Origin of the sequence: Micromonospora sp. SL1-18 (assembly GCF_047921505.1) — a bacterium.
Classification (GTDB): Bacteria; Actinomycetota; Actinomycetes; order Mycobacteriales; family Micromonosporaceae; genus Micromonospora.
The window spans coordinates 20,642-40,046 of record NZ_JBLROA010000018.1; the positions used below are offsets into that span (position 1 = coordinate 20,642).

The window sequence follows — 19,405 nt, forward strand, 5'->3', positions numbered from 1 at the left end:
TCTGGGTAGTACGGCTCACCAGGGAGCGTCGATGGTGGAACGGGTGCTCGAACTGCGGGTGCACGGGGTGTCGAACACTCCGCCCGACCAGCTGCTCGGTCTGCTTCCCGCCCCGAACGGCGACGGGGCTCAGCCCTGGCTCGTCGCCGGCGGCGCGGTCACCGGCTTCTACCGCTCCACCGCCGCCGGCCCCGACGACCCGATCACCGTCGAGGCGTACAGCTGGGGGCAGTTGACCTCCGGCGCGCGGACCGCGCGGGACGTCGAGCGGGCGCTGTGGACGCTGCTGCTCCCCTTCACGCTGGCCAATGTGGCGCTATACGCCCGCACCGGCATCCCGCCCGACCCGGACCGGGAACGCTGGAGCAGCCGCTCCGGCATCACGGCATGGCTCATCCGGCTGTTCGGCCTGAGCCTCACCGGCACCCTGGTGATCGCGGTGACCGGGGTCGGCGTGGACCTGATCGGCTGGCAGTGCGTCGGCCAGGACTGCCTGGACCACCTCCCCGGCCCGTGGGATTTCCTCGCCGACGGCTGGTGGCGTCAGGACACCCGGGCGCTCGCCGTCGGCCTGCTGCTGCCGCTGCTCATGCTGGTGCTGCTCGGCGCGGTCGCCTGGCGCACCTACCAGTACGAGGCGGAGATGCCCGCCGACCCCCACCCCCGGCCGGCGGCGCGCGGGGCGGACCCGGCGGTCGAGCCACCGGCGGACCAGCCCGAGCCGCTGGAGAACCCGCTGCAGGATCCGACCTTCTGGTGCGGCGAGGGGCAGCTGCGCCGAGCCGCCGTCCTGCATCTCTGCGCCGGGGCCGTGGTGGCGGCGGCGGTGCCGGTCGCCGGGGTGATCGTCATGGACCCGCCGCGGGGCCTCCGGGCCGCCGTCGCCTGGCCGACCGTCGCCGCGCTCGCGGCGGTCGTGGCGATCGCCGTGGCCGCGCTGGGCCGGCCCTGGCTCACCCGCCGGGAGGGGCACACCCCGCTCGGGCGCTGGAGCGCGACCATCGCGGTGCTCACCGGGCTTGGGCTGGTCGGCACCTTCGTGCTCCTGCTGCTCCCCGACGGCCCCGCCGGACGGCCACTGGCCGACTTCCGGCCGCCGGCCGGCTGCGTCCGCGACCCGGGCCTCGCCGGCTGCGGGGTCGACCGGTCGCTGCCCGGGTACGACGCGATCGTCGCCTGGCTCGCCACGTACCAGGCGCTGCTGCTGGTGGCGATCGGCGCGGTGGCCCGGTCCGGGCGGCGGGCGCTGCTCGCTCCGGTGGCCGGCAGCGTGCTGCTGCCGCTCGGGCTGCTGTGGACCGAGCGGGGACTGCCCGGCCTGCCGGTGGCGCCCGCCGGGGTACGGCCCTGGATGCTGGCCGTGCCGGCCATCGCCGTCGCGGCGGCCGGTCTCGTGCTGCCGCGCATCCCGCCCGCGACGGCTGAGCAGCCGCCGGAGGCGGACGACGGCCTCGCCTGGGGCGGGCGCGGCCCGGCGATCATCGCCGGCTTCGGCTGGATGATGGCTGCCGCCTACTGCGCCGGACTGCTGTACTGGTTCAGCAACCTGCTCGACAGCCGGGCCGGCCCGGGTGGACCCACCCGGGTGACACCGCCACCGGCGGTGTTCTGGGCGGGGCTGGCCTGCGTGATCGCCCTGCTCGCCCTCGTCGGCCTGCTGATCCGGGCCGCCCTCCTCTTCCGCGCCCTGCGCCGGGCCGAGTACGCCGCACTGACCGCGACGGCTACCGCCCTCTCCGCCCACGACCTGCGTCGCTGCCACGACGTCAGCACGTTCCGGGCACTGCACCGGCTCGTCGGCGAGCACGCGATCCGGCTGGTCGGCTGGTACGCCACCGGCTCGGCGGTGCTGGTGGCGCTCTGCTGCGCGGCGGCACTCTCCGGCCGCCGTCCCGGCCCGCGACTTTCGTCCGGCTGGCAACTCCTCGCAGGCTGGGCGGCCGACCTCGGGGACCGGATGCTTGGCGGGCTCCCGCTGGTGGTCGCCGTGCTCGGCCTGTTGGTCTACCGCAGCGACACGGTCCGCCGCTCGGTCGGCGTGGTCTGGGACATCGGCACGTTCTGGCCGCGGGCCGCACACCCGCTCGCCCCGCCCAGCTACGCCGAACGCGCCGTACCGGAACTCCAGACCCGGGTCGCCGGCCTGCTCGCGCTGACCGAGCACGACCCCCGCCGGGTGGACGGGGTGATCCTCTCCGGGCACAGCCAGGGCACGGTCATCTGCGCCGCCATGCTGCTCCAGCTCTCCCATCGGTGGCGGCAGCGGATCTGGTTCTTCTCCTACGGCTGCCAGTTCACCCGGCTCTACGGTCGGGTCTTCCCGGCGTACTTCGGGCCGGGACGGCTGCGGGTGCTCGCCCGGGCGCTGACCCGGCCCGGCGGAGGCATCGCCTGGACCAACTTCTGGCGCGCCACCGACCCGCTGGGTTGGCAGGTCAGCGCCGGGGAACGGGACGTGCCGGTCGCCGACCCGGAGGCCCTGCACCCCAGCGGGGGTGAGGTGGCCGACCCGCCGATCCGCAACCACGGCGGCTACCCGCACGCGGTGGAGTTCGCCCGGGAACGGGCCGTGGTGGCCCGGCTGCTCCGCCGGGCCGTGCCGTCACCCAGGGAGGGGATCGGCTAGCCGGAACACCAGGTCGGCCCGGTCGGCGGTGCCGGCGACCCGGGCGGCGTTCGCCTCGTCGCTGCCCAGCGCCCAGGCGCGCGCCTGCTCCGGGGTCTTCCCGTACGCCTCGTGCCGGGCGGTCAGCCGGCGTAGCCGCAGCTCGGCGTCCAGGTCGAGGAACCAGACCTGGTGCAGCAGGGAACGCACCTCGTCCCACGGTTCGTCGCGCAGCAGCAGGTAGTTGCCCTCCGTCACCAGCAGTCGGACCTCGGGCGGCACCTCGATCGCCCCGGCGACCGGCTCCTCCAGATCGCGGCGGAACACCGGCGCCCAGACCGAGGCCGGTTCCAGCTGGTGCAGCCGGCGCAGCATCGAGACGAAGCCGTTGGCGTCGAAGGTGTCCGGGGCACCCTTGCGTTCCGCCCGACCCAGCCGGACCAGTTCGGACTGGGCCAGGTGGAAACCGTCCATCGGCACCAGCCGGGCGGCCGGCCCGACCTCGGCGACGATCCGCTCGGCCAGGGTGGACTTGCCCGCGCCGGGCGCGCCGGCGATGCCGAGCAGCTGCCGTGGGCCGGCGGCGGCCAGCGCCCGCGCCCGGGCCACCAGTTCGCCGAGCGGGAGCACCTGCGCCGCGACGGCGGCGGGCCGGTGCGCCTCGCCGCGTACCTCCACCACCGGTGTGTCGGCCATGCTGCTCACCCTAGTGTCGGGCCGGCCGGCAGGCCCGCCGTGTAGGTGACCGCGCCGGCCTCCACCCGGCAGCCGGTGAGGTGGCCGCCGGCCGCCCCCAACTCCCGGAGGTACACCAGCTCTCCCGCGTGCTCTGCGGCGGCCGGAAACTCGCGCTGGTGGGTGGTGTACGCGCGATCGCCCAGCGCGGCCCGGGCCGCCCGGGCCTCGTCGAGCCGAGCGGTGAGCGCCCCGGCGTCCCCGGCTGCCAGCGCGTCGCAGAGTTCGTCCAGGAAGCTCCGGACCGCGCCGAGCTCGGCCAGCACCCGGTCCCGGTTGCCGAGCAGCATGTTCGCCGTGCGCTCCGGCGGCCCACCGGCGACCCGGGTGCCATCCGTGAAGCTGCCCGCGGCGAGCGCCAGCACCGCGTCGCGCAGCGCCGCCCGCTGCACGGCCCCGGCCAGCGCGCCGGCGAGCAGATGCGGCACGTGCGAGGCGAGCGCCGCGGCGGTGTCGTGCTCCGGCGCGGACATCGGTACCACCCGGGCGCGGAAGACGTCGATGAGCAGCGCGGCGAGCCGGCGGAACGCGTCCATCCCGGTCGGTGCCGGGCAGAGCACCCAGGCGGCCCCCTCGAGCAGGTACGGGGAGGCCGCGGCGAGGCCGGCCCGGTCGGCGCCGGCCATCGGATGGCCGGGCACGAACCGATGCCCGATCCCCTGCGCGGTGGCGGCGATGGCCACGTCCGACTTGATGCTGCCCACGTCGGTGAGCACGCACCGGTCGTCGGTGACGCCGGCCACCCTGGTCAACGTCGCGGGCAGGGTGGGCAGCGGGCCGCAGAGGAAGACGATGTCCCGGCCGGCGACCGCCTCCTCCAGGGTGTCCGGGGCGGCGACGCCCCCCTCGGCCGCGTACCGGCGGGTCGCCGGGTCGGGATCCCAGCCGGCGACATCGAGTCCGGCGTCCCGGAGCCGGAGCAGCACCGCGCCACCGATCAGGCCGGTGCCGACCACCGCCGCCCGCAGCTGCCCGCCGGCCCCGCCCACCATCTGCCCACCTCGGCGTCCCGTCGTACGGGGCCGGGTCGGCCCCGCTGGAAGTCCCGCCGAGGATATCGCCCGTGCGTGGGCGCCCCACGGGCACTCACTCCCGGCGGTTGTCCGAGCAGGCTCACGTCGTACGGTCCCTGACGACCCGCCGGCATCGAAGGCGGGCATTTACCCTCCGGAAGGAAGCTCATGTCCGCGACGTACCGGGCGCTCGCCTCGGTGGCCATGTTGATCGGTTTCTACGTCGTCGCGCTGCTCCAGCTCGCCGCCGTCGCCGCGCTCGGCGTCTGGCTGTACGGCCACACCACCGGCCTGTTGACCGGCAAGCTCCTGCTCCCGCTGGTGGTCGCGCTCGGCGCGGTCGCCGTCGGGCTCTGGAAGGCGATCCGTACCAAGAACGAGCCGGCGCCCGGCGTGATCCTGGGCGAGCGGGAGGCGCCGCAGCTCTGGGCCACCGTGCGGGAGCTGGCCGCGGCGGTCGGCACCCGCGCGCCCGACGAGATCCGGCTGGTGCCGGAGGTGAACGCGGCGGTCGGCGAGCAGAGCCGGCTGCTCGGTCTGGTCGGCGGCCGGCGCACCCTCTACGTCGGGCTGCCGCTGCTCCAGGCGATGCGGGTCGACCAGCTCCGCTCGGTGCTCGCGCACGAGCTGGGCCACTACTCGGGCCGGCACACCCGGCTCGGCGGGATCGCCTACCGGGGCCGGCTGGCCATCGGGGGGACCATCGAGCGGATCAGCCCGCGCAACCCGATCGGGTGGGTCTTCAAGGCGTACGCGGCGCTCTACCTGCTGGTCGACAACGCCGCCTCCCGGCGGCAGGAGCTGGAGGCCGACCGGGCGTCGGTGCGGCTCGCCGGCCACGAAGCCGCCGCCTCCGCGCTGCGTACGCTGCCCGCGCTCGACGCGGCCTGGACGTTCTACATGCGCCGGTACGTCGAGCCGGGCTGGTCGGCCGGTCTCGCGCCGGGCGACCTGTTCGGCGGCTTCGCCCAGCTGCTCCAGGCCCGCCGGGACGAGATCGACCAGCTGCGGGAGAACGCGCCCGAGCAGGAGACGTCCCGCTGGGACACCCACCCGCCGATCGGCGTACGGGTCGCCGCGATGACCGAGGCACCGGCGGCGGAGGCGCGACCGGACGACCGGCCGGCCGCGATCATGCTCGCCGAGGTGGCGGGTGCCGGGCGGCAGCTCGCGGAACTGGTGATCGAATACGGCTCGCGCCGGATCCTGCCCTGGCCCGAGTTCATCGCCGAATCGGTGGCCGCCATGGTGCAGCAGCAGGCGGACGGCATCTACCGGGCGGCCGGCCGGTTCACCGGCACCGCGGCCCCGGGCCTGCCCACCGTGCTGGACCTGGTCCGCGCCGGCCGGCTCGGTGAGTTCGCCGAGCAGTTCTTCGCCGACGCCACCCGGAAGGAGGCGGCGGTCGCCTTCGCCGGCCCGATGGAGACGCTGCTCGACAACGCGGCGGTCCGCTCGGGGCGGGCCCGGTGGCAGCTCTCCTGGTCCGCGCCGGCGCGGCTGGTCGGCCCCGACGGCGAGCCGTGGGACCTGGCCGAGGTCGCCAAGCTGGCGGTGTCACCGGAGACCCTGGACGAGGCGCTGGCCCGCCTCGCCGAGCTGGGCGTCGACGCGGCGCAGGCGACGGTGATGCAGGCCCGGGCGTCCGCGCGCGACGCCGACCTGATCGGCGGGCTGGCCAACATCAAGATCGACGGCCGGGAGCACGACGTGCTCGTGCTGGACAACGGCCTCGTCCTGATCCCCGACCCGGGGAAGTCCAGCGAAGGCGAGAAGCGGCTCACGGCGATGGTCGGCGCGGAGCCGGTGGGCGAGTTGGCCGCCCGGCACCCGTACCTGCCGTACGAGGAGATCACCTCGGTCGAGGTGCAGCGTCAGGTGCCGCTGAAGGCGACCCTGACCCTGTACGACGGCCGAACCGTTCAGGTGCAGGAGCTGATGTCCAGCGAGTTCCTGGAGAAGCACAGCCGGGACACCCTGCTGCGGGTGTTCGAGCGGATCAACGACTGATCCGGCGCGGCGGCCGGCCCGAGGGGCCGGCCGCCGCGCCGACAATCAGGGCCGCGCGAGCCTGCCAGCAGCGACGGCTGAGTAACCAATGCGGCGGCCGCCGCGCCGACAATCAGGGCCGCGCGAGCCTGCCAGCAGCGACGGCTGAGTAACCAATGCGGCGGCCGCGGCACCGACAATCAGGGCCGCGCGAGCCTGCCGGCGACGGCCGCGACGTGCTCGTCGGACTCGGTCAGCGCCACCCGGACGTGCCGGGCACCGGCCGGGCCGTAGAAGATCCCGGCGGCGACCAGGATGCCCCGCCGGGCCAGCCAGTCGACGGTCTCCCAGCAGTCCTCGCCCCGGGTCATCCAGAGGTAGAGGCCGGCCTCGGAGTGCTCGACGGTGAAGCCGGCGCCGGTGAAGGCGGCGCGCAGCCGCTCCCGCCGGGCGCGGTAACGCTCCCGCTGCTCGTCGGCGTGCGCCTGGTCGCCCAGCGCGGCGACCATCGCCGCCTGCACCGGGGCGGGCACGATCATGCCGGCGTGCTTACGGATCTTGAGCAGCTCGGCCACCAGCGCCGGGTCACCGGCCACGAACCCGGCCCGGTAGCCGGCCAGGTTGGAGCGCTTGGAGAGCGAGTGCACCGCCAGCACACCCTCGTACGACCCGCCGCAGACCTCGGGCGACAGGATCGAGACCGGCTCGGCGTCCCAGCCCAGCGGCAGGTAGCACTCGTCGCTGGCGACCACGGCGCCGCGCTCGCGGGCCCAGTCGACCACCTTGCGCAGGTGGGTGGCGGGCAGCACCCGCCCGGTCGGGTTGCCCGGCGAGTTGACCCAGACCAGCCGTACCCGAGGGGTGGGGCCGACCGCGGTCAGCGAGTCGGTGCGGACCGTGGTGGCACCGGCCAGCCGGGCGCCGTCCTCGTAGGTGGGGTAGGCGAGCGACGGCACCACGACCACGTCGCCGGGGCCGGCGCCGAGCAGCGTGGGCAGCCAGGCGACCAGCTCCTTGGACCCGATCGTCGGCAGCACGCCGAGCCCGTCGACGCCCGCGCCGCACGCCCGGGCCACCCAGGCCGCGATGGCGTCCCGCAGTGCGGGGGTGCCCGCGGTCAGCGGGTAGCCGGGGGCGTCCGACGCGTCCGCGAGGGCCTGCCGGATCACCGGGGGCACCGGGTCGACCGGCGTGCCCATCGAGAGGTTGATGAGACCGTCCGGGTGCGCCGCGGCCGTCGCGGCCGCGGCGTCCAGGGTGTCCCAGGTGAAGGCGGGCAGCCGCGACGAGACCGGCGCGGGCCGGTTCAGTGGTCCTCTCCGCGCGGCGGCTGGGCGGCCACGAACGTCGCGTCCTTCTCCACCTTGCCGATCTTGGAAGCCCCCCCGGGCGAACCGAGGTCCTCGAAGAACTCGTAGTTCGCCCCGGTGTAGTCCTTCCACTGCTCCGGGACGTCGTCCTCGTAGAAGATCGCTTCGACCGGGCAGACCGGCTCACAGGCACCACAGTCGACGCACTCGTCGGGGTGGATGTAGAGCATCCGGTTGCCCTCGTAGATGCAGTCGACGGGGCACTCCTCGATGCACGCCTTGTCGAGCACATCCACGCACGGCTCGGCGATGATGTAGGTCACCGGATCTTCTCCTCCGCAAGACTCGTCGCGATCACCGCGACGCTAAGAGCCTAGTATCTCGCCGGGGAGGAGGTCGATCGTGCTCCGACAGCAGGACGTGGGCCACCGGATCGTGGTCCGCCGGATTGTGGGGATTCGCGAAGGCAGACCGGTCTTCTCCGACGCGCTCGGCGACCTGGTCGAGCTGAGCGAGACCCACATCACGCTGACCACCGACCAGGGCCGGCTGCGGGTCCCGGTCGGCGAGGTGCACCGGGCGAAGCGCGTACCGCCGGCCCGCCGGCCGACCGCCGCCGCCGTGACCGCCCTGGAGCTGGCCGCCGACGAGGCGTGGCCCGCCCCGGTCCGCGACCGGCTCGGTGACTGGCTGCTGCGCAGCGCCGCGGGCTGGACCGGCCGGGCGAACTCGGCGCTACCGGTCGGCGACCCGGACCGCCCGCTGCCCGCCGCACTGGACGCGGTGCAGCGGTGGTACGCCGACCACGGGCAGCCGGCCCTGGTGAACACGCCCCTGCCGCTGGCCGCGCCGGTCGGCGCCGAGCTGGACGCCCGGGGCTGGGCCGCCCGGCCGCCGACGCTGGTACAGACCGCCGCGCTCGCCGCGCTGACTGCCCCGTCACCCGCCCCGGCAGCGCCGGCCACCGCGCGGGCCGGCGCCGACCTGCCCCCGGTCGAGCTGACCACAGCGCCGTCGGACGACTGGCTCGCGATCACCGCGGACCGCAAGGGCGGCCTGCCGGACGCGGCACGGCACGTGCTCACCGCCGTGGACCGGGTCCGCTTCGCCCAGGTGTACGCCGGCGGCGCGCTGCTCGCCGTCGGCCGGGGCACGGTCACCGGAGCTGGACGCTGGCTCGGCCTGACCCTGATCGAGGTGCGGCCCGAGGCGCGCCGGCAGGGGCTGGCCGGCCGGGTGGTCCGAGCCCTGGTCGACTGGGGCGTGGCGGAGGGCGCCACGCACGCCTTCCTTCAGGTCGAGCAGCGCAACGCCCCCGCCGTGGCCCTCTACCGGGGGCTCGGCTTCACCACCCACCACACGTACCTGACCCGGGTCGCCCCGGCCTGACCGTTTGGGTCAGCGGCGGACCACCTTGCGCGGCTTGGCGGCCTTCTGCTCGGCGAACCGCTTGAGCTGCTGCGAGCGGTGGTCCCGACCGAGCGCGGTGAGGGTCAGGTAGCCCACCAGCACGCCGGCCCCGGTGGCCGCCAGGTAGAGCCAGATCTGGGCGAAGAAGAGGCCGGCGCCCCCACCGAACGGGTTCTCCCCGACCAGCAGCGGGCCGACGAACACGGTCAGCGCCAGCGCCACCCCCACCGCGGCGGCGAGGTCACCGGCCAGCCGGCTCAGCGGCCGGTCACTGCCCCAGTGGAACGCCAGCACGGCGAGGATCAGCCCGATGGCCAGGAACATCGCCAGCGAGACGCGGCTGGCCGCGGTGTCGTCGTCCGGGAAGCCGAACTTGATGACCAGCCGGGCCACCACGTTGACCACGAACAGCGCCGCCGCCAGCACGCCGACCGCCTGCCACCGCTCCCTCATCGCACGCCTCCCGCCGTAGCGCCCGCCCCGATGGCGGACTCCTTGGCAGGAATGTCTACCACCGCAACCGGTGCGGCGTCAGCACCTCAGTCGACGGCCGGCGGCACCACGACCTGCCGGAAACCCAGCACCGCGAAGGTGACCGCGCCGGCCACGATCATGCCCAGGCCGAGCACGTTGTCGCCGGCGAGCGCGAGATCACCCTCGGCGGTCCTGACCGCGCCCGCGACGACCACCACGAACCAGGGCAGGGCGGGCAGTGCCACCGCCCAGCGGTTGGCGACCGTGGTGTGCGCGAACGAGGTCACCAGGATCGCCAGCACCACCACCGCGCCGATACCGCCCACCGTCAGCGCGGTGCCGACCAGCGCCTCGGCCAGGCCGCCGGACTGGCCCTTGACCACCTCCCAGGCCCAGGTGGCGAAGATCAGGTCCAGCACCGCGACGAGCCCACCGGCCCAGGCCGCCACCACGCCGCCGGCCACCCGCACGACGCCGCCGGCCACCCGCAGGGCGGCGTCGGCCCGTCCCGACCGCGCGGGCGGTTCGGTGGGCGGCGGCTCGGAGACGACCGGCATCGGCACGACCGGCAGCGTCACCGGAGGCCGGCCGCGACGACCGGGGACCGCTCCGGTCCGTCCAGCGGCAGCCCGGCGAAGAGATCGTCCTCCCAGCCGTACGGGCCGTTGCCCGGGCCCTTCTCGCCGACCGCGAGGGTGAAATATTCCACGCCCATGAACTCGGCGCCGAAGTTGCCGGCGATCGAGTAGAGCCACGAGGTGGCCGGAATCTGGGTGGCGTGCGCCCGCATCGCCGCCTCCTTGGCGGCGTGCTGGTCGGTGGCGTCGATGCGCGCGGCGATCTCCGGGTCGGGCGTGCCGAACGGCAGATCGTCGACGCTGTCGATGCCGGCGAACGGGTTGTCCGAGGACTCGGTGAACGTGTTCAGGCCGGCCTCCAGCACGCTGCACGGCATCGCCGTCCAGTAGACCTTGGCCGGGGCGATCCCCTCGGCGGCGGCCAGCTCGTGCGCGCGCATCGCCACCCGGTGCGCCTGGATGTGGTCGGGGTGGCCGTAGAAGCCGTTCGGGTCGTACGTGATCATGACCTGCGGGCGGACCTCGCGCATGATCTCCAACAGGTGGCCGGCTGCCTCGTCGAGGTCGGCCTGCCAGAAGGCGCGGGGATGCTCGTTGGTGGCGAGGCCCATCATGCCGGAGTCCCGGTAGCGGCCCGCGCCACCGAGGAAGCGGTGGTCGGTGACGCCGAGCGCGGCGCAGGCGGCGGCCAACTCGCCGATCCGGTACCCGCCGAGCTGGTCGGCCTCGGCCGCGGCGAGCTGGGCCAGCTCCGGTACGTGGATCTCGCCCTCCTCGCCGAGTGTGCAGGTAACCAGGGTGACGTGTGCACCGGTGGCGGCGTAGTGCGCCATCGTCGAGCCGGTGCCGATGGACTCGTCGTCGGGGTGCGCGTGGACCAGCAGCAGGCGTCGGTCGGGCAGCGTCGTCACGAGCGTCACTCTAACCGGCAGTCCTGCCCCGGCGATGCTTACGCGTCCACGCAGGTCGGCCACATCACGCCCGACCCGCCCTTACGATCCGAGTTGTGGACTTTCCCGAGCTGGCCGCCCGTACCTGTCGGTTCAGCCACGGGGCGCCGCGCGCCGTCTCCGTCGCGGAGGACGGCTCCCGGGTGATCTTCCTGCGCTCGTCGGGGCCGGAGGACCCGGCCGACGCGCTCTGGCTGCTGGATGTCGCCTCCGGCGAGGAGCGGCTGGTCGCCGACCCGGCGGTGCTGCTGGGCTCCGACGGCGAGCCGGCCGCGCTGGCACCGGGCGAACGGGCGCTGCGCGAGCGGCTGCGGCTCAGCGCCGCCGGCATCGGGTCCTACGCCCTCGACGCGGCCGGCCGGGTGGCCGCGTTCGCGCTGGCCGGCCGGCTGTTCCGGGCCGACCTGGTACACGGCGACGTGGTCGAGGTGGCCGCGATCGGCCCGGTGATCGACCCGCGCCCCGACCCGACCGGCGAGCGGCTGGCCTACGTCACCGACGCCGCCGAGGGGGTACGCCGGGGCCAGCTGCGGGTGGTGGAGCCGGACGGCACCGACAACCTGCTGGCCGGCGAGGACAGCGGGGTGACCTGGGGGCTCGCCGAGCACATCGCGGCCGAGGAGTTCGACCGGTACCGCGGCTACTGGTGGGCCCCGGACGGGCGCTCGGTGCTGGCCGCCCGGGTGGACGAGTCCCGGCTGCCGCAGTGGCACCTGCACGACCCGGCCGACCCGGCGAGCCCACCGACGACCGTCGCGTACCCCCGGGCGGGCGGACCGAACGCCGAGGTCAGCCTGCACCTGCTCGACCTCGACGGCGGCTGGGTCGACGTGCACTGGGACCGCGAGACCTACCCGTACCTGACCTCGGTCGGCTGGGCGGACGGCGGGCCCCTGATCACCGTGCTGCGCCGGTCGCAGCAGCACGGCCTGGTACTCGCGGTGGACCCGCGTACCGGGGAGACGCAGGTGCACGCGGAGCTGGCCGACCCGCGCTGGGTGGAGCCGATTCCGGGCACCCCGGCGCACCTGCCGGACGGCCGGGTGCTGGTCGGCGGCGAGTTGGCCCACGACGGGTACGACGCGCGGTGCCTGTTCGCCGACGGCACCCTGCTCACCCCGCCCTCGCTCTACGTACGCCGGGTGGTGGGGCGGCTGCCCGCGGGCGGTGGTGTCCCGACCGACCTGCTGGTGGAGGCGAGCGAGGGCGAGCCGAGCCAGCGTCACCTCTACCGGGTGCGTACGGTGATCGGCGGCGGGGTGGACGCGCGCCGGATGGGCAGCGACCCCGGCTGGCACACCGCCGCCATCGGCGGCGCCACGCTGGTGGTCGGTGCCGCGTCGCTGGAGCACCCGGGCACCCGCTGGTCGGTGTGGCACGGCGACCGGGAGGCGGCGGAACTGCGCTCGCTGGCCGCGACCCCGCCGTACGCGCCGCGGCCGACAATGGTGCGGGTGACCGACCGGCGGCTGCCGAGCGCGGTGCTCTATCCCTCCGAGCACGTCAAGGGCACGAAGCTGCCGGTGCTGCTGGACGTCTACGGCGGGCCGGGCCACCAGGAGGTGATCGCCGCGCGGGCGGCCTGGCTGGAGCGGCAGTGGTGGGCCGACCAGGGCTTCGCGGTGGTGACCATCGACAACCGGGGCACCCCGGGCGTCGCCCCGTCGTTCGAGAAGGCGATCCACCGGCGGGTGGCCGACGTGATCCTGACCGACCAGGTGGACGCGCTGACCGCGCTCGCCGGCAAGCACCCGGACCTGGACCTGGCCCGGGTGGCGGTGCGGGGCTGGTCGTTCGGTGGCTGGCTGGCCGGGCTGGCGGTGCTGCGCCACCCGGAGCTGTTCCGCTGCGCGATCGTCGGCGCCCCGGTCACCGACTGGACGCTGTACGACACCGCGTACAGCGAGCGCTACCTGGGCCTGCCGGACGACGGGATGGACGTCTACGAGCACCACTCGCTGGTCGAACTGGCCGCCGAGCCGGTCGGCGACCCGGCGCAGGCACGGCCGATGCTGCTGGTGCACGGCCTGGTCGACGACAACGTGGTGGCCGCGCACACGCTGCGGCTCTCGGCGGCGCTGCTGGCCGCCGGCCGGCCGCACGCGGTGCTGCCGCTGACCGGCGCCACCCACATGGCCGCCGGCGGCCTCGCCGAACGCCTGCTCCGCCTGGAGCTCGACTTCCTCCGTACGTATCTGTAAGGACGGGCCCCTTCTCAGCGCTTTCGCGCAAGAAGGGGCCCTTGTCAGCCCTTACGTCGTCACTGCTTGACGTACGCGTTCACGAAGGACACGTTGCCGAAGATGCTCTCGATGAAGACACCGCCGGCCTTGGAGCCGTGCAGGTTGAAGGACACGTCGACCCAGAGCGGGACCGCCGGAGCGAGCTCCTCCATGATCTTCTTGTCCAGCTTGGCCCACTCGGACGCCTGGGCGGCCGGGTCCATGGCCAGCACCCGGTCGAACTCGGCGTTGATCGTGTCGCTGTTGACGTACGCCGTGTTGCTGTTGCCCGCGGGCTTGATGTTGCGGCCGTCGAAGAGCACCGGCAGGACCGCGGCGCCGCTGGGCCAGTCAGCCGCCCAGGAATCGAGGTAGATGTCCCAAGCGTTGTCCTTCTTCTTGACGTCGTCCAGGTAGGAGTCCGCGGGGGTCGTCTTCACCGTGACCTTGAAGCCGGCCTTCTCCAGGTTGTTCTTGAGCTGGGTGCCGAGCCGCTGGTTCAGGTCGTCGTCCCGCACGGCGAGCACCAGCGGCACCTCCTTGCCGCCGAGCAGCTCCTTGGCCTTGTCCGGGTTGCCGGTCGGGCCGGCCGGGTAGGCGTCGTACTTCTCGAAGCCGAGGGTGGCCGGCGGCAGCAGCGTGGTCATCGGCGACGCGAGGGCCTCGCCGCCGAGCGCCTTGACCAGGCCTTCCCGGTCGATCGCGTAGTTGAGCGCCTGGCGCACCTTGAGGTCGGTGACCCGCTGGGTGTTGATGGTGAGCCGGTTGGCGCTCGGCGTGGGCTCGAGCATCGAACGGTCCTTCAGCGCCGCGTCACCGAGCACGCGCGAGACCAGCGAGGCGGGCACCGTGTTGAAGGCAACCGCGCTCTGGTCCGGGCCGTTGTCGGCGATCATCCGGTTGGCCTGCGCGTCCGGCGTGGCGCCGAACGACCAGACGAACTTGTCCGGGTACTGGTGGCGCACCGGGTCGGTCTTCGGGTCCCACTGGTCGTTGCGCTCCAGCACCACCTCTACGCCCGGCGTCAGCTTGGTGATCTTGTAGGGGCCGGACGAGAACGGCTGGTTGTCCACGTTGACGCCGGTGTCCTTGTCCGCCGGCAGGGGTGCGGTGGCCGGCAGCGACGCGGCGAAGGGCAGGTCGCAGTGCGCGGTCTTGAACTCGAACCGCACGGTCTTGTCGTCCGGCGTGGTCAGCCCGGGGGGCAGGGAGCCCTTGTTGGCCTTGAAGTCCCAGACGGTGTCGTACTGCGCGCTGTCGGCCAGCCACTCCTGGATGTAGGTCGGGCCGCCGGTGAGGTCGGGGCTGAACGAGCGGGCGATGCCGTACGCGACCTCCTTGCTGGTGATCGGCCGGCCGTCCTCGAACTTCAGCCCGTCCTTGATCTTGAATTCCCAGACCTTGCAGTCGTTGTTGACGTTCGTGCCCGGGGTCTCGGCGAGGTCGCCGACCAGGGTCAGCTTGCCCTTGCCGTCGTCCTTCCACGTGGTCAGGTAGCGGGCGTAGAGCGGGGCGGCCATCAGCCCGGCAAAGGAGTAGACCCGCTGCGGGTCCAGGTGCGAGATCTGCGTTTCACGCAGGATGGTGAGGGTGCCACCCTTCGTCGCCCCCGGCACCTCGGCCGCGGGGCCGAGCGAGTCCTTGGGGTCGGTCGCGATGACCCCGGTGGTCTTCCGCCCGGTGTCCACATCCGTCTTGGTGCCGGTGTTCTTGCTGCATGCGCCCAGTGTCAACGCCAAGGCGAAGGCACTTCCTGCGGCAGCGGCCACTCTGGCTCTCATGATTCCGTTCCTTCCGATCTTCCAATATGAAGGAAAGCTTCGCTTAGTAGCCCAAGAAGGTAAATTTCAATCGAATAACGGGCCGACAACAATCCCCCGATCACCCGAGCCGGACGCGGGGATCGATCGTCGCGTAGAGCAGGTCCACCACGATGTTCGCCAGCACGATGAAGAACGCGGAGATCAACACGGTGGCCATGATGGTCGGCAGGTCACCGAGCCGGACGGCATCCACCGCCGTCCGCCCCAGACCCCGGATGCCGAACGTGGTCTCGGTGATGACTGTGCCACCCAACGCCGATCCGAGATCCAGCCCGGCGATCGTCACCATCGGGGTGATCGCCGCACGCAGCGCGTGCCGGCCGTACACCTTCCCCTTGGCCAGCCCCTTCGCCCGGGCGGTGCGGACGAAGTCCTCCGACAGCGTCTCCAACATCTGTGCCCGGGACAGCCGGGTGTAGACGGCGGAGAAGAGGAAGGCCAACGACCACCAGGCGAGCACGAGGCCGCCGGCCCACTTGAGCGGATTGTCGAATATCGAGGTGTAGCCCGGCGTCGGCAGAATGTGCAGGGTGTAGACGAAGACGAGCTGCAGCACCGCGCCCACGAAGTAGAGCTGCAGCGAGGCGCCGGTGAGGGAGAAGCCGACCGACAGCCGGTCCAGCAGGGTGCCCTTGCGTAACGCGGAGACCATGCCGAGGCCGATGCCGAGGACGAGCCAGATGATCGCCGCCGGGATGACGATGCTCAGGGTCACCGGCAGCACGCGGGCAAACGTGTCGCTGACCGCCTCGCTGTTGACGTACGAGTAGCCCAGGCACGGCGCATCGCACTGCCCGCCCTGCGCACTGCCCAGGTCCCGGCCGACGAAGATGCCCTTCATGTAGTTGAGGTACTGCTCGGGCTTGGGGTCGTTGAGGCCCAACTCGTCGCGGACCCGCTCCAGCCGCTCGGTGTTGCAGTTCTTCGGGCACATCCCGGTGACCGGGTCGGCGGGGAGCGCGAAGAACATCAGGAACGCGACAATGCTGACCACGGTCAGGGTCAGCACCGCGGTGAGGATGCGCTTGATCAGGAATCGCACCATGTCACACCTCTAGCGGGACGACTTCGGGTCGAGCGCGTCACGCAGCGCGTCACCGAACAGGTTGAAGGCGAAGACGAGGACGAAGATCGCGACGCCGGGGAAGAAGAGGTACGCGGGATCGGTCTGCATGAAGTCGATGCTCTTGAAGATCATGGCACCGAAGTCGGGGGTCGGGTCGACCATGCCCACGCCGAGGAAGGAGAGCGCGGCCTCGCTGGTGATGTACGCCGGCAGCGCCAGCGAGAAGGAGACCAGGATCGGGGCCCAGATGTTCGGTAGCAGTTGCCGGAACGCCATGTGCAGAAGCCCCGCACCGCTGGCCCGGGCCGCCTCCACGAACTCCCGCTCGCGCAGCGAGATCACCTGGCCGCGTACCAACCGGGCGGTCGCCGTCCAGCCGAAGGCCGCGAAGATACCGATGATCACCACCATCTTGAACCAGTCCGGCGGATTGTCCCGAGGGCCGTAGAAGCGCAGCGCCACGGTCGGCACCACCGCCAGCGCGAAGATCAGGTACGGGAGGGCCAGCGTGAAGTCGATGACCCACCCGATCACGGCGTCCACCCAGCCGCTGAGGAAGCCGGCGACGACGCCCAGCACGATGCCGGTGCCCGCGGTGATGATCGCGGCGGCGAAGGCGATGAGGAGCGAGGTACGGATCCCGTAGACCAGCCGGATGAAGATGTCCCGGCCCAGCTGCGGCTCCAGGCCGAACCAGTGCTCGCCGGAGACCCCACCCGCGTAGCCGAGCGGCATGCCCGTCCCGTCGAGCTGGTCCTGGAACTGCTGGTACGGCCCGATCCCGTACAGCCGCTCGATGAGGGGTGCGGCGAGCGCGATGACGAGGAAGAGCACCACCGTCACGCCGCTGATCATCGCGGTGCGGTCGCGCCGCAGCCGGGCCCAGGCGAGCTGCCCGGGCGAGCGGCCGACGAACTCCTTCGCCTCCGCCTCCGGCACCGCGTCGCCGGGCGCCGGGGGCCCCGTCTCGGCCAGCGCCGCCTTGTCAACCGGTGACAGGCTCATCGTGTCCCCCCATCACTGTCCTGACCGCCGGCACTGTCCTGACCGCCGGACTCCGGGAAGTGGCAGGCGACCAGCTGCGCCCCGCCGTCCCGCGGCACCAGCGTCGGCTCCTCGGTGGCGCAGCGCTCCTGCGCCTTCCAGCACCGGGTACGGAACCGGCAGCCCGACGGCGGATTGAGCGGGGTCGGGACGTCACCGACCAGCCGGATCCGCCCGGACGCGTCGGCCCGCGTCACGTCGGGCACCGCGGAGAGCAGCGCCCGGGTGTACGGGTGCTGCGGGCGCTCGTAGATGTCCGCCCGCTCCCCGATCTCGACGATCTTGCCGAGGTACATGACGGCGACGCGGTGGCAGAAGTGGCGGACGACGGCAAGGTCGTGGGCGATGAACACGAAGGCCAGGTCGAGGTCGCGTTGCAGCTCGCGGAGCAGATTGATGACCTGGGCCTGGATGGAGACGTCCAACGCGGAGACAGGTTCGTCGGCGACGATGAGTTTCGGGCGCAGCGCCAGGGCGCGGGCGATGCCGATGCGCTGCCGCTGGCCGCCGGAGAACTCGTGCGGGTACCGGTTGTAGTGCTCCGGGTTCAACCCGACCAGTTCCAGCAGCTCCTGCACGCGTTTCTTGGTGCCGCCGGGCGGGTCGATGCCGTTGACCTGCAGTGGCATGGCCACGATCCGGCCCACGGTGTGGCGGGGGTTCAGCGAGGCGTACGGGTCCTGGAAGATGATCTGCAGGTCCTGCCGCAACGGCCGCAGCTCCCGGCGGCGGGCGTGGGTGATGTCCCGGCCGGCGAACTCGATCGTGCCGGAGGTGGATTCCAGCAGCCGCACCAGCATCCGCCCGGTGGTGGTCTTGCCGCACCCGGACTCGCCGACCAGGCCCAACGTCTCACCCGGCCGCACCTCGAAGTCCAGCCCGTCGACGGCCCGGACGGCGCCCCTAGCTCGGAAGCCCTCCCGGACCGGGAAGTGCTTGGTCAGCCCACGCACCTTCAGCAGCGGCTCGGTGACGGTACTCATTGCGCGACTCCCACCTGGGCGATGTCCTGCCGGTAGAGGCGGGTGCGTTCCTCGGCGGGCAGGTGGCAGGCGACCAGGTGGCCCTCCTCCCCGGCCGGGCGCAACTCCGGCACCACCGTGCGCGAGCGGTCGCCGTTGCGGCCGGCGTAACGGCAACGCGGGTGGAACGCGCACCCCGACGGCAGGTTGATCAACGACGGCGGATTGCCCTTGATCGGCACCAGGTCCCCGTCCGCGTCACCGTGCAACGACGGCACACTCGACAACAACCCCCACGTGTACGGATGCTGCGGCCGACGCAACACCTGCGCCACACTCCCGCGCTCGACCGCCCGCCCCCCGTACATCACCAACACGTCATCCGCCACCTGGGACACCACGCCCAGGTCATGCGTGATCAGAATGATCGCCGACCGGAACTCCTGCTGGAGGTCTTCGAGCAGGTCCAGGATCTGCGCCTGCACCGTCACATCCAACGCCGTCGTCGGCTCGTCCGCGATCAACAGGTCCGGGTCGTTCACCAACGCCATCGCGATCATCGCGCGCTGCCGCATCCCACCCGAGAACTCGTGCGGATACTGGTCGAACCGCCGCACCGGCTGGGGAATCCCCACCCGACCCAGCATGTCCACCGCCCGCTGCCGGGCCTCCCGCTTCCCCGCCCTCGGATGGTGCACCCGGTACGCCTCAGCGATCTGCCTGCCGACCGTGTAGTACGGATGCAACGCCGACAGCGGATCCTGGAAGATCATCGCCATGTCCCGGCCCCGCAGCCGCCGCACCTCCTCCTCCGGCAGCCCGACCAGCTGGCGGCCACCGATGGAGATCTCCCCGGTGATCGTGGCCCGCTTGGCGTTGTGCAACCCCAGGATCGCCAGCGACGTCACGCTCTTGCCCGAGCCCGACTCCCCCACGATGCCCAGCGTGCGGCCCCGCTCCACCGAGAACGACACCCCGTCCACGGCCCGGACCACACCGTCCTCGGTGTCAAAGCGCACCCGCAGGTCTTTCACCCGCAGGTAGGGATCCTCACCGGAGCGTTGCTCCGGGACTACGGGGCGATCCGGTTCCCCGGACGGCGCCGACTCCGACCTGCCCACGACCGCCTCCCCCTCAGTGACGAAGAGAACTTACAGCAAAGCTCTGGAGGCGAAAATAAGCTACAAAACGTGGGATGTCAGCGGCCTGAGCGTAACGACTGGG

General features: G+C 72.8%; 16 protein-coding genes. 4 read left to right on the forward strand and 12 right to left on the reverse strand.

Annotation, left to right across the window (positions count from 1 at the left end; genetic code table 11):
- Positions 1–31: 31 nt before the first annotated feature.
- On the forward strand, positions 32–2,626 hold the full coding sequence (locus ACNAW0_RS11445) for a hypothetical protein (protein WP_416287755.1): 2,595 nt from the start codon (positions 32–34) through the stop codon (positions 2,624–2,626).
- Here the strand turns inward: ACNAW0_RS11445 and ACNAW0_RS11450 are convergent.
- A complete protein-coding gene (locus tag ACNAW0_RS11450) occupies positions 2,603–3,301 on the reverse strand; it encodes a nucleoside/nucleotide kinase family protein (RefSeq protein ID WP_416287756.1) in 699 nt (232 codons plus the stop codon). The two genes, ACNAW0_RS11445 and ACNAW0_RS11450, sit on opposite strands and share 24 nt — an antisense overlap.
- Positions 3,302–3,306: 5 nt before the next feature.
- Complete coding sequence (locus tag ACNAW0_RS11455; protein ID WP_416287757.1) at positions 3,307–4,332, reverse strand: prephenate dehydrogenase; 1,026 nt, start codon at positions 4,330–4,332, stop codon at positions 3,307–3,309.
- Between the two features lie 189 nt (positions 4,333–4,521).
- Here ACNAW0_RS11455 and ACNAW0_RS11460 point away from each other — a divergent pair, with 189 nt between their 5' ends.
- Positions 4,522–6,363, forward strand: coding sequence for a M48 family metallopeptidase (locus tag ACNAW0_RS11460; RefSeq protein WP_416287758.1), 1,842 nt, complete (start codon positions 4,522–4,524; stop codon positions 6,361–6,363).
- Between the two features lie 179 nt (positions 6,364–6,542).
- On the opposite strand, the gene dapC is transcribed toward ACNAW0_RS11460, so the two are convergent.
- On the reverse strand, positions 6,543–7,652 hold the full coding sequence (gene dapC, locus ACNAW0_RS11465; protein ID WP_416287842.1) for a succinyldiaminopimelate transaminase: 1,110 nt from the start codon (positions 7,650–7,652) through the stop codon (positions 6,543–6,545).
- On the reverse strand, positions 7,649–7,975 hold the full coding sequence (gene fdxA, locus ACNAW0_RS11470) for a ferredoxin (protein WP_107077162.1): 327 nt from the start codon (positions 7,973–7,975) through the stop codon (positions 7,649–7,651). Before fdxA ends, dapC begins: the two co-directional genes overlap by 4 nt.
- A gap of 79 nt (positions 7,976–8,054) precedes the next feature.
- On the opposite strand from fdxA, the gene ACNAW0_RS11475 reads away from it, so the two are divergent.
- Positions 8,055–9,041 carry a GNAT family N-acetyltransferase gene (locus tag ACNAW0_RS11475; protein ID WP_416287759.1) on the forward strand — a complete coding sequence of 329 codons (987 nt, stop codon included), beginning with the start codon at positions 8,055–8,057 and terminating at the stop codon, positions 9,039–9,041.
- A gap of 9 nt (positions 9,042–9,050) precedes the next feature.
- Here ACNAW0_RS11475 and ACNAW0_RS11480 read toward each other — a convergent pair whose 3' ends face one another.
- The 3 genes from ACNAW0_RS11480 to mshB all read right to left on the reverse strand — a co-directional run bounded on the left by ACNAW0_RS11480 (position 9,051) and on the right by mshB (position 11,034).
- On the reverse strand, positions 9,051–9,515 hold the full coding sequence (locus ACNAW0_RS11480) for a hypothetical protein (RefSeq protein WP_416287760.1): 465 nt from the start codon (positions 9,513–9,515) through the stop codon (positions 9,051–9,053).
- Positions 9,516–9,601: 86 nt separating this feature from the next.
- Positions 9,602–10,108 (reverse strand): hypothetical protein, encoded by a 507-nt coding sequence (locus ACNAW0_RS11485; RefSeq protein ID WP_416287843.1) that lies wholly within the window; start codon positions 10,106–10,108, stop codon positions 9,602–9,604.
- Positions 10,109–10,110: 2 nt separating this feature from the next.
- Positions 10,111–11,034 carry an N-acetyl-1-D-myo-inositol-2-amino-2-deoxy-alpha-D-glucopyranoside deacetylase gene (gene mshB, locus ACNAW0_RS11490; RefSeq protein ID WP_416287761.1) on the reverse strand — a complete coding sequence of 308 codons (924 nt, stop codon included), beginning with the start codon at positions 11,032–11,034 and terminating at the stop codon, positions 10,111–10,113.
- 86 nt (positions 11,035–11,120) lie between these two features.
- On the opposite strand from mshB, the gene ACNAW0_RS11495 reads away from it, so the two are divergent.
- Positions 11,121–13,265, forward strand: coding sequence for a prolyl oligopeptidase family serine peptidase (locus ACNAW0_RS11495; RefSeq protein WP_416287762.1), 2,145 nt, complete (start codon positions 11,121–11,123; stop codon positions 13,263–13,265).
- A gap of 59 nt (positions 13,266–13,324) precedes the next feature.
- Here ACNAW0_RS11495 and ACNAW0_RS11500 read toward each other — a convergent pair whose 3' ends face one another.
- The 5 genes from ACNAW0_RS11500 to ACNAW0_RS11520 form a co-directional block, all read right to left on the reverse strand.
- A complete protein-coding gene (locus tag ACNAW0_RS11500) occupies positions 13,325–15,067 on the reverse strand; it encodes an ABC transporter substrate-binding protein (RefSeq protein ID WP_416287764.1) in 1,743 nt (580 codons plus the stop codon).
- 100 nt (positions 15,068–15,167) lie between these two features.
- Positions 15,168–16,154, reverse strand: coding sequence for an ABC transporter permease (locus ACNAW0_RS11505; RefSeq protein WP_416287765.1), 987 nt, complete (start codon positions 16,152–16,154; stop codon positions 15,168–15,170).
- 9 nt (positions 16,155–16,163) lie between these two features.
- Positions 16,164–17,180, reverse strand: coding sequence for an ABC transporter permease (locus ACNAW0_RS11510; protein ID WP_416287766.1), 1,017 nt, complete (start codon positions 17,178–17,180; stop codon positions 16,164–16,166).
- Positions 17,177–18,202, reverse strand: a complete 1,026-nt coding sequence (locus ACNAW0_RS11515; RefSeq protein ID WP_416287767.1) for an ABC transporter ATP-binding protein — start codon at positions 18,200–18,202, stop codon at positions 17,177–17,179. Before ACNAW0_RS11515 ends, ACNAW0_RS11510 begins: the two co-directional genes overlap by 4 nt.
- Positions 18,199–19,302, reverse strand: a complete 1,104-nt coding sequence (locus ACNAW0_RS11520) for an ABC transporter ATP-binding protein (protein WP_416287768.1) — start codon at positions 19,300–19,302, stop codon at positions 18,199–18,201. Before ACNAW0_RS11520 ends, ACNAW0_RS11515 begins: the two co-directional genes overlap by 4 nt.
- Between the last annotated feature and the right edge of the window lie 103 nt (positions 19,303–19,405).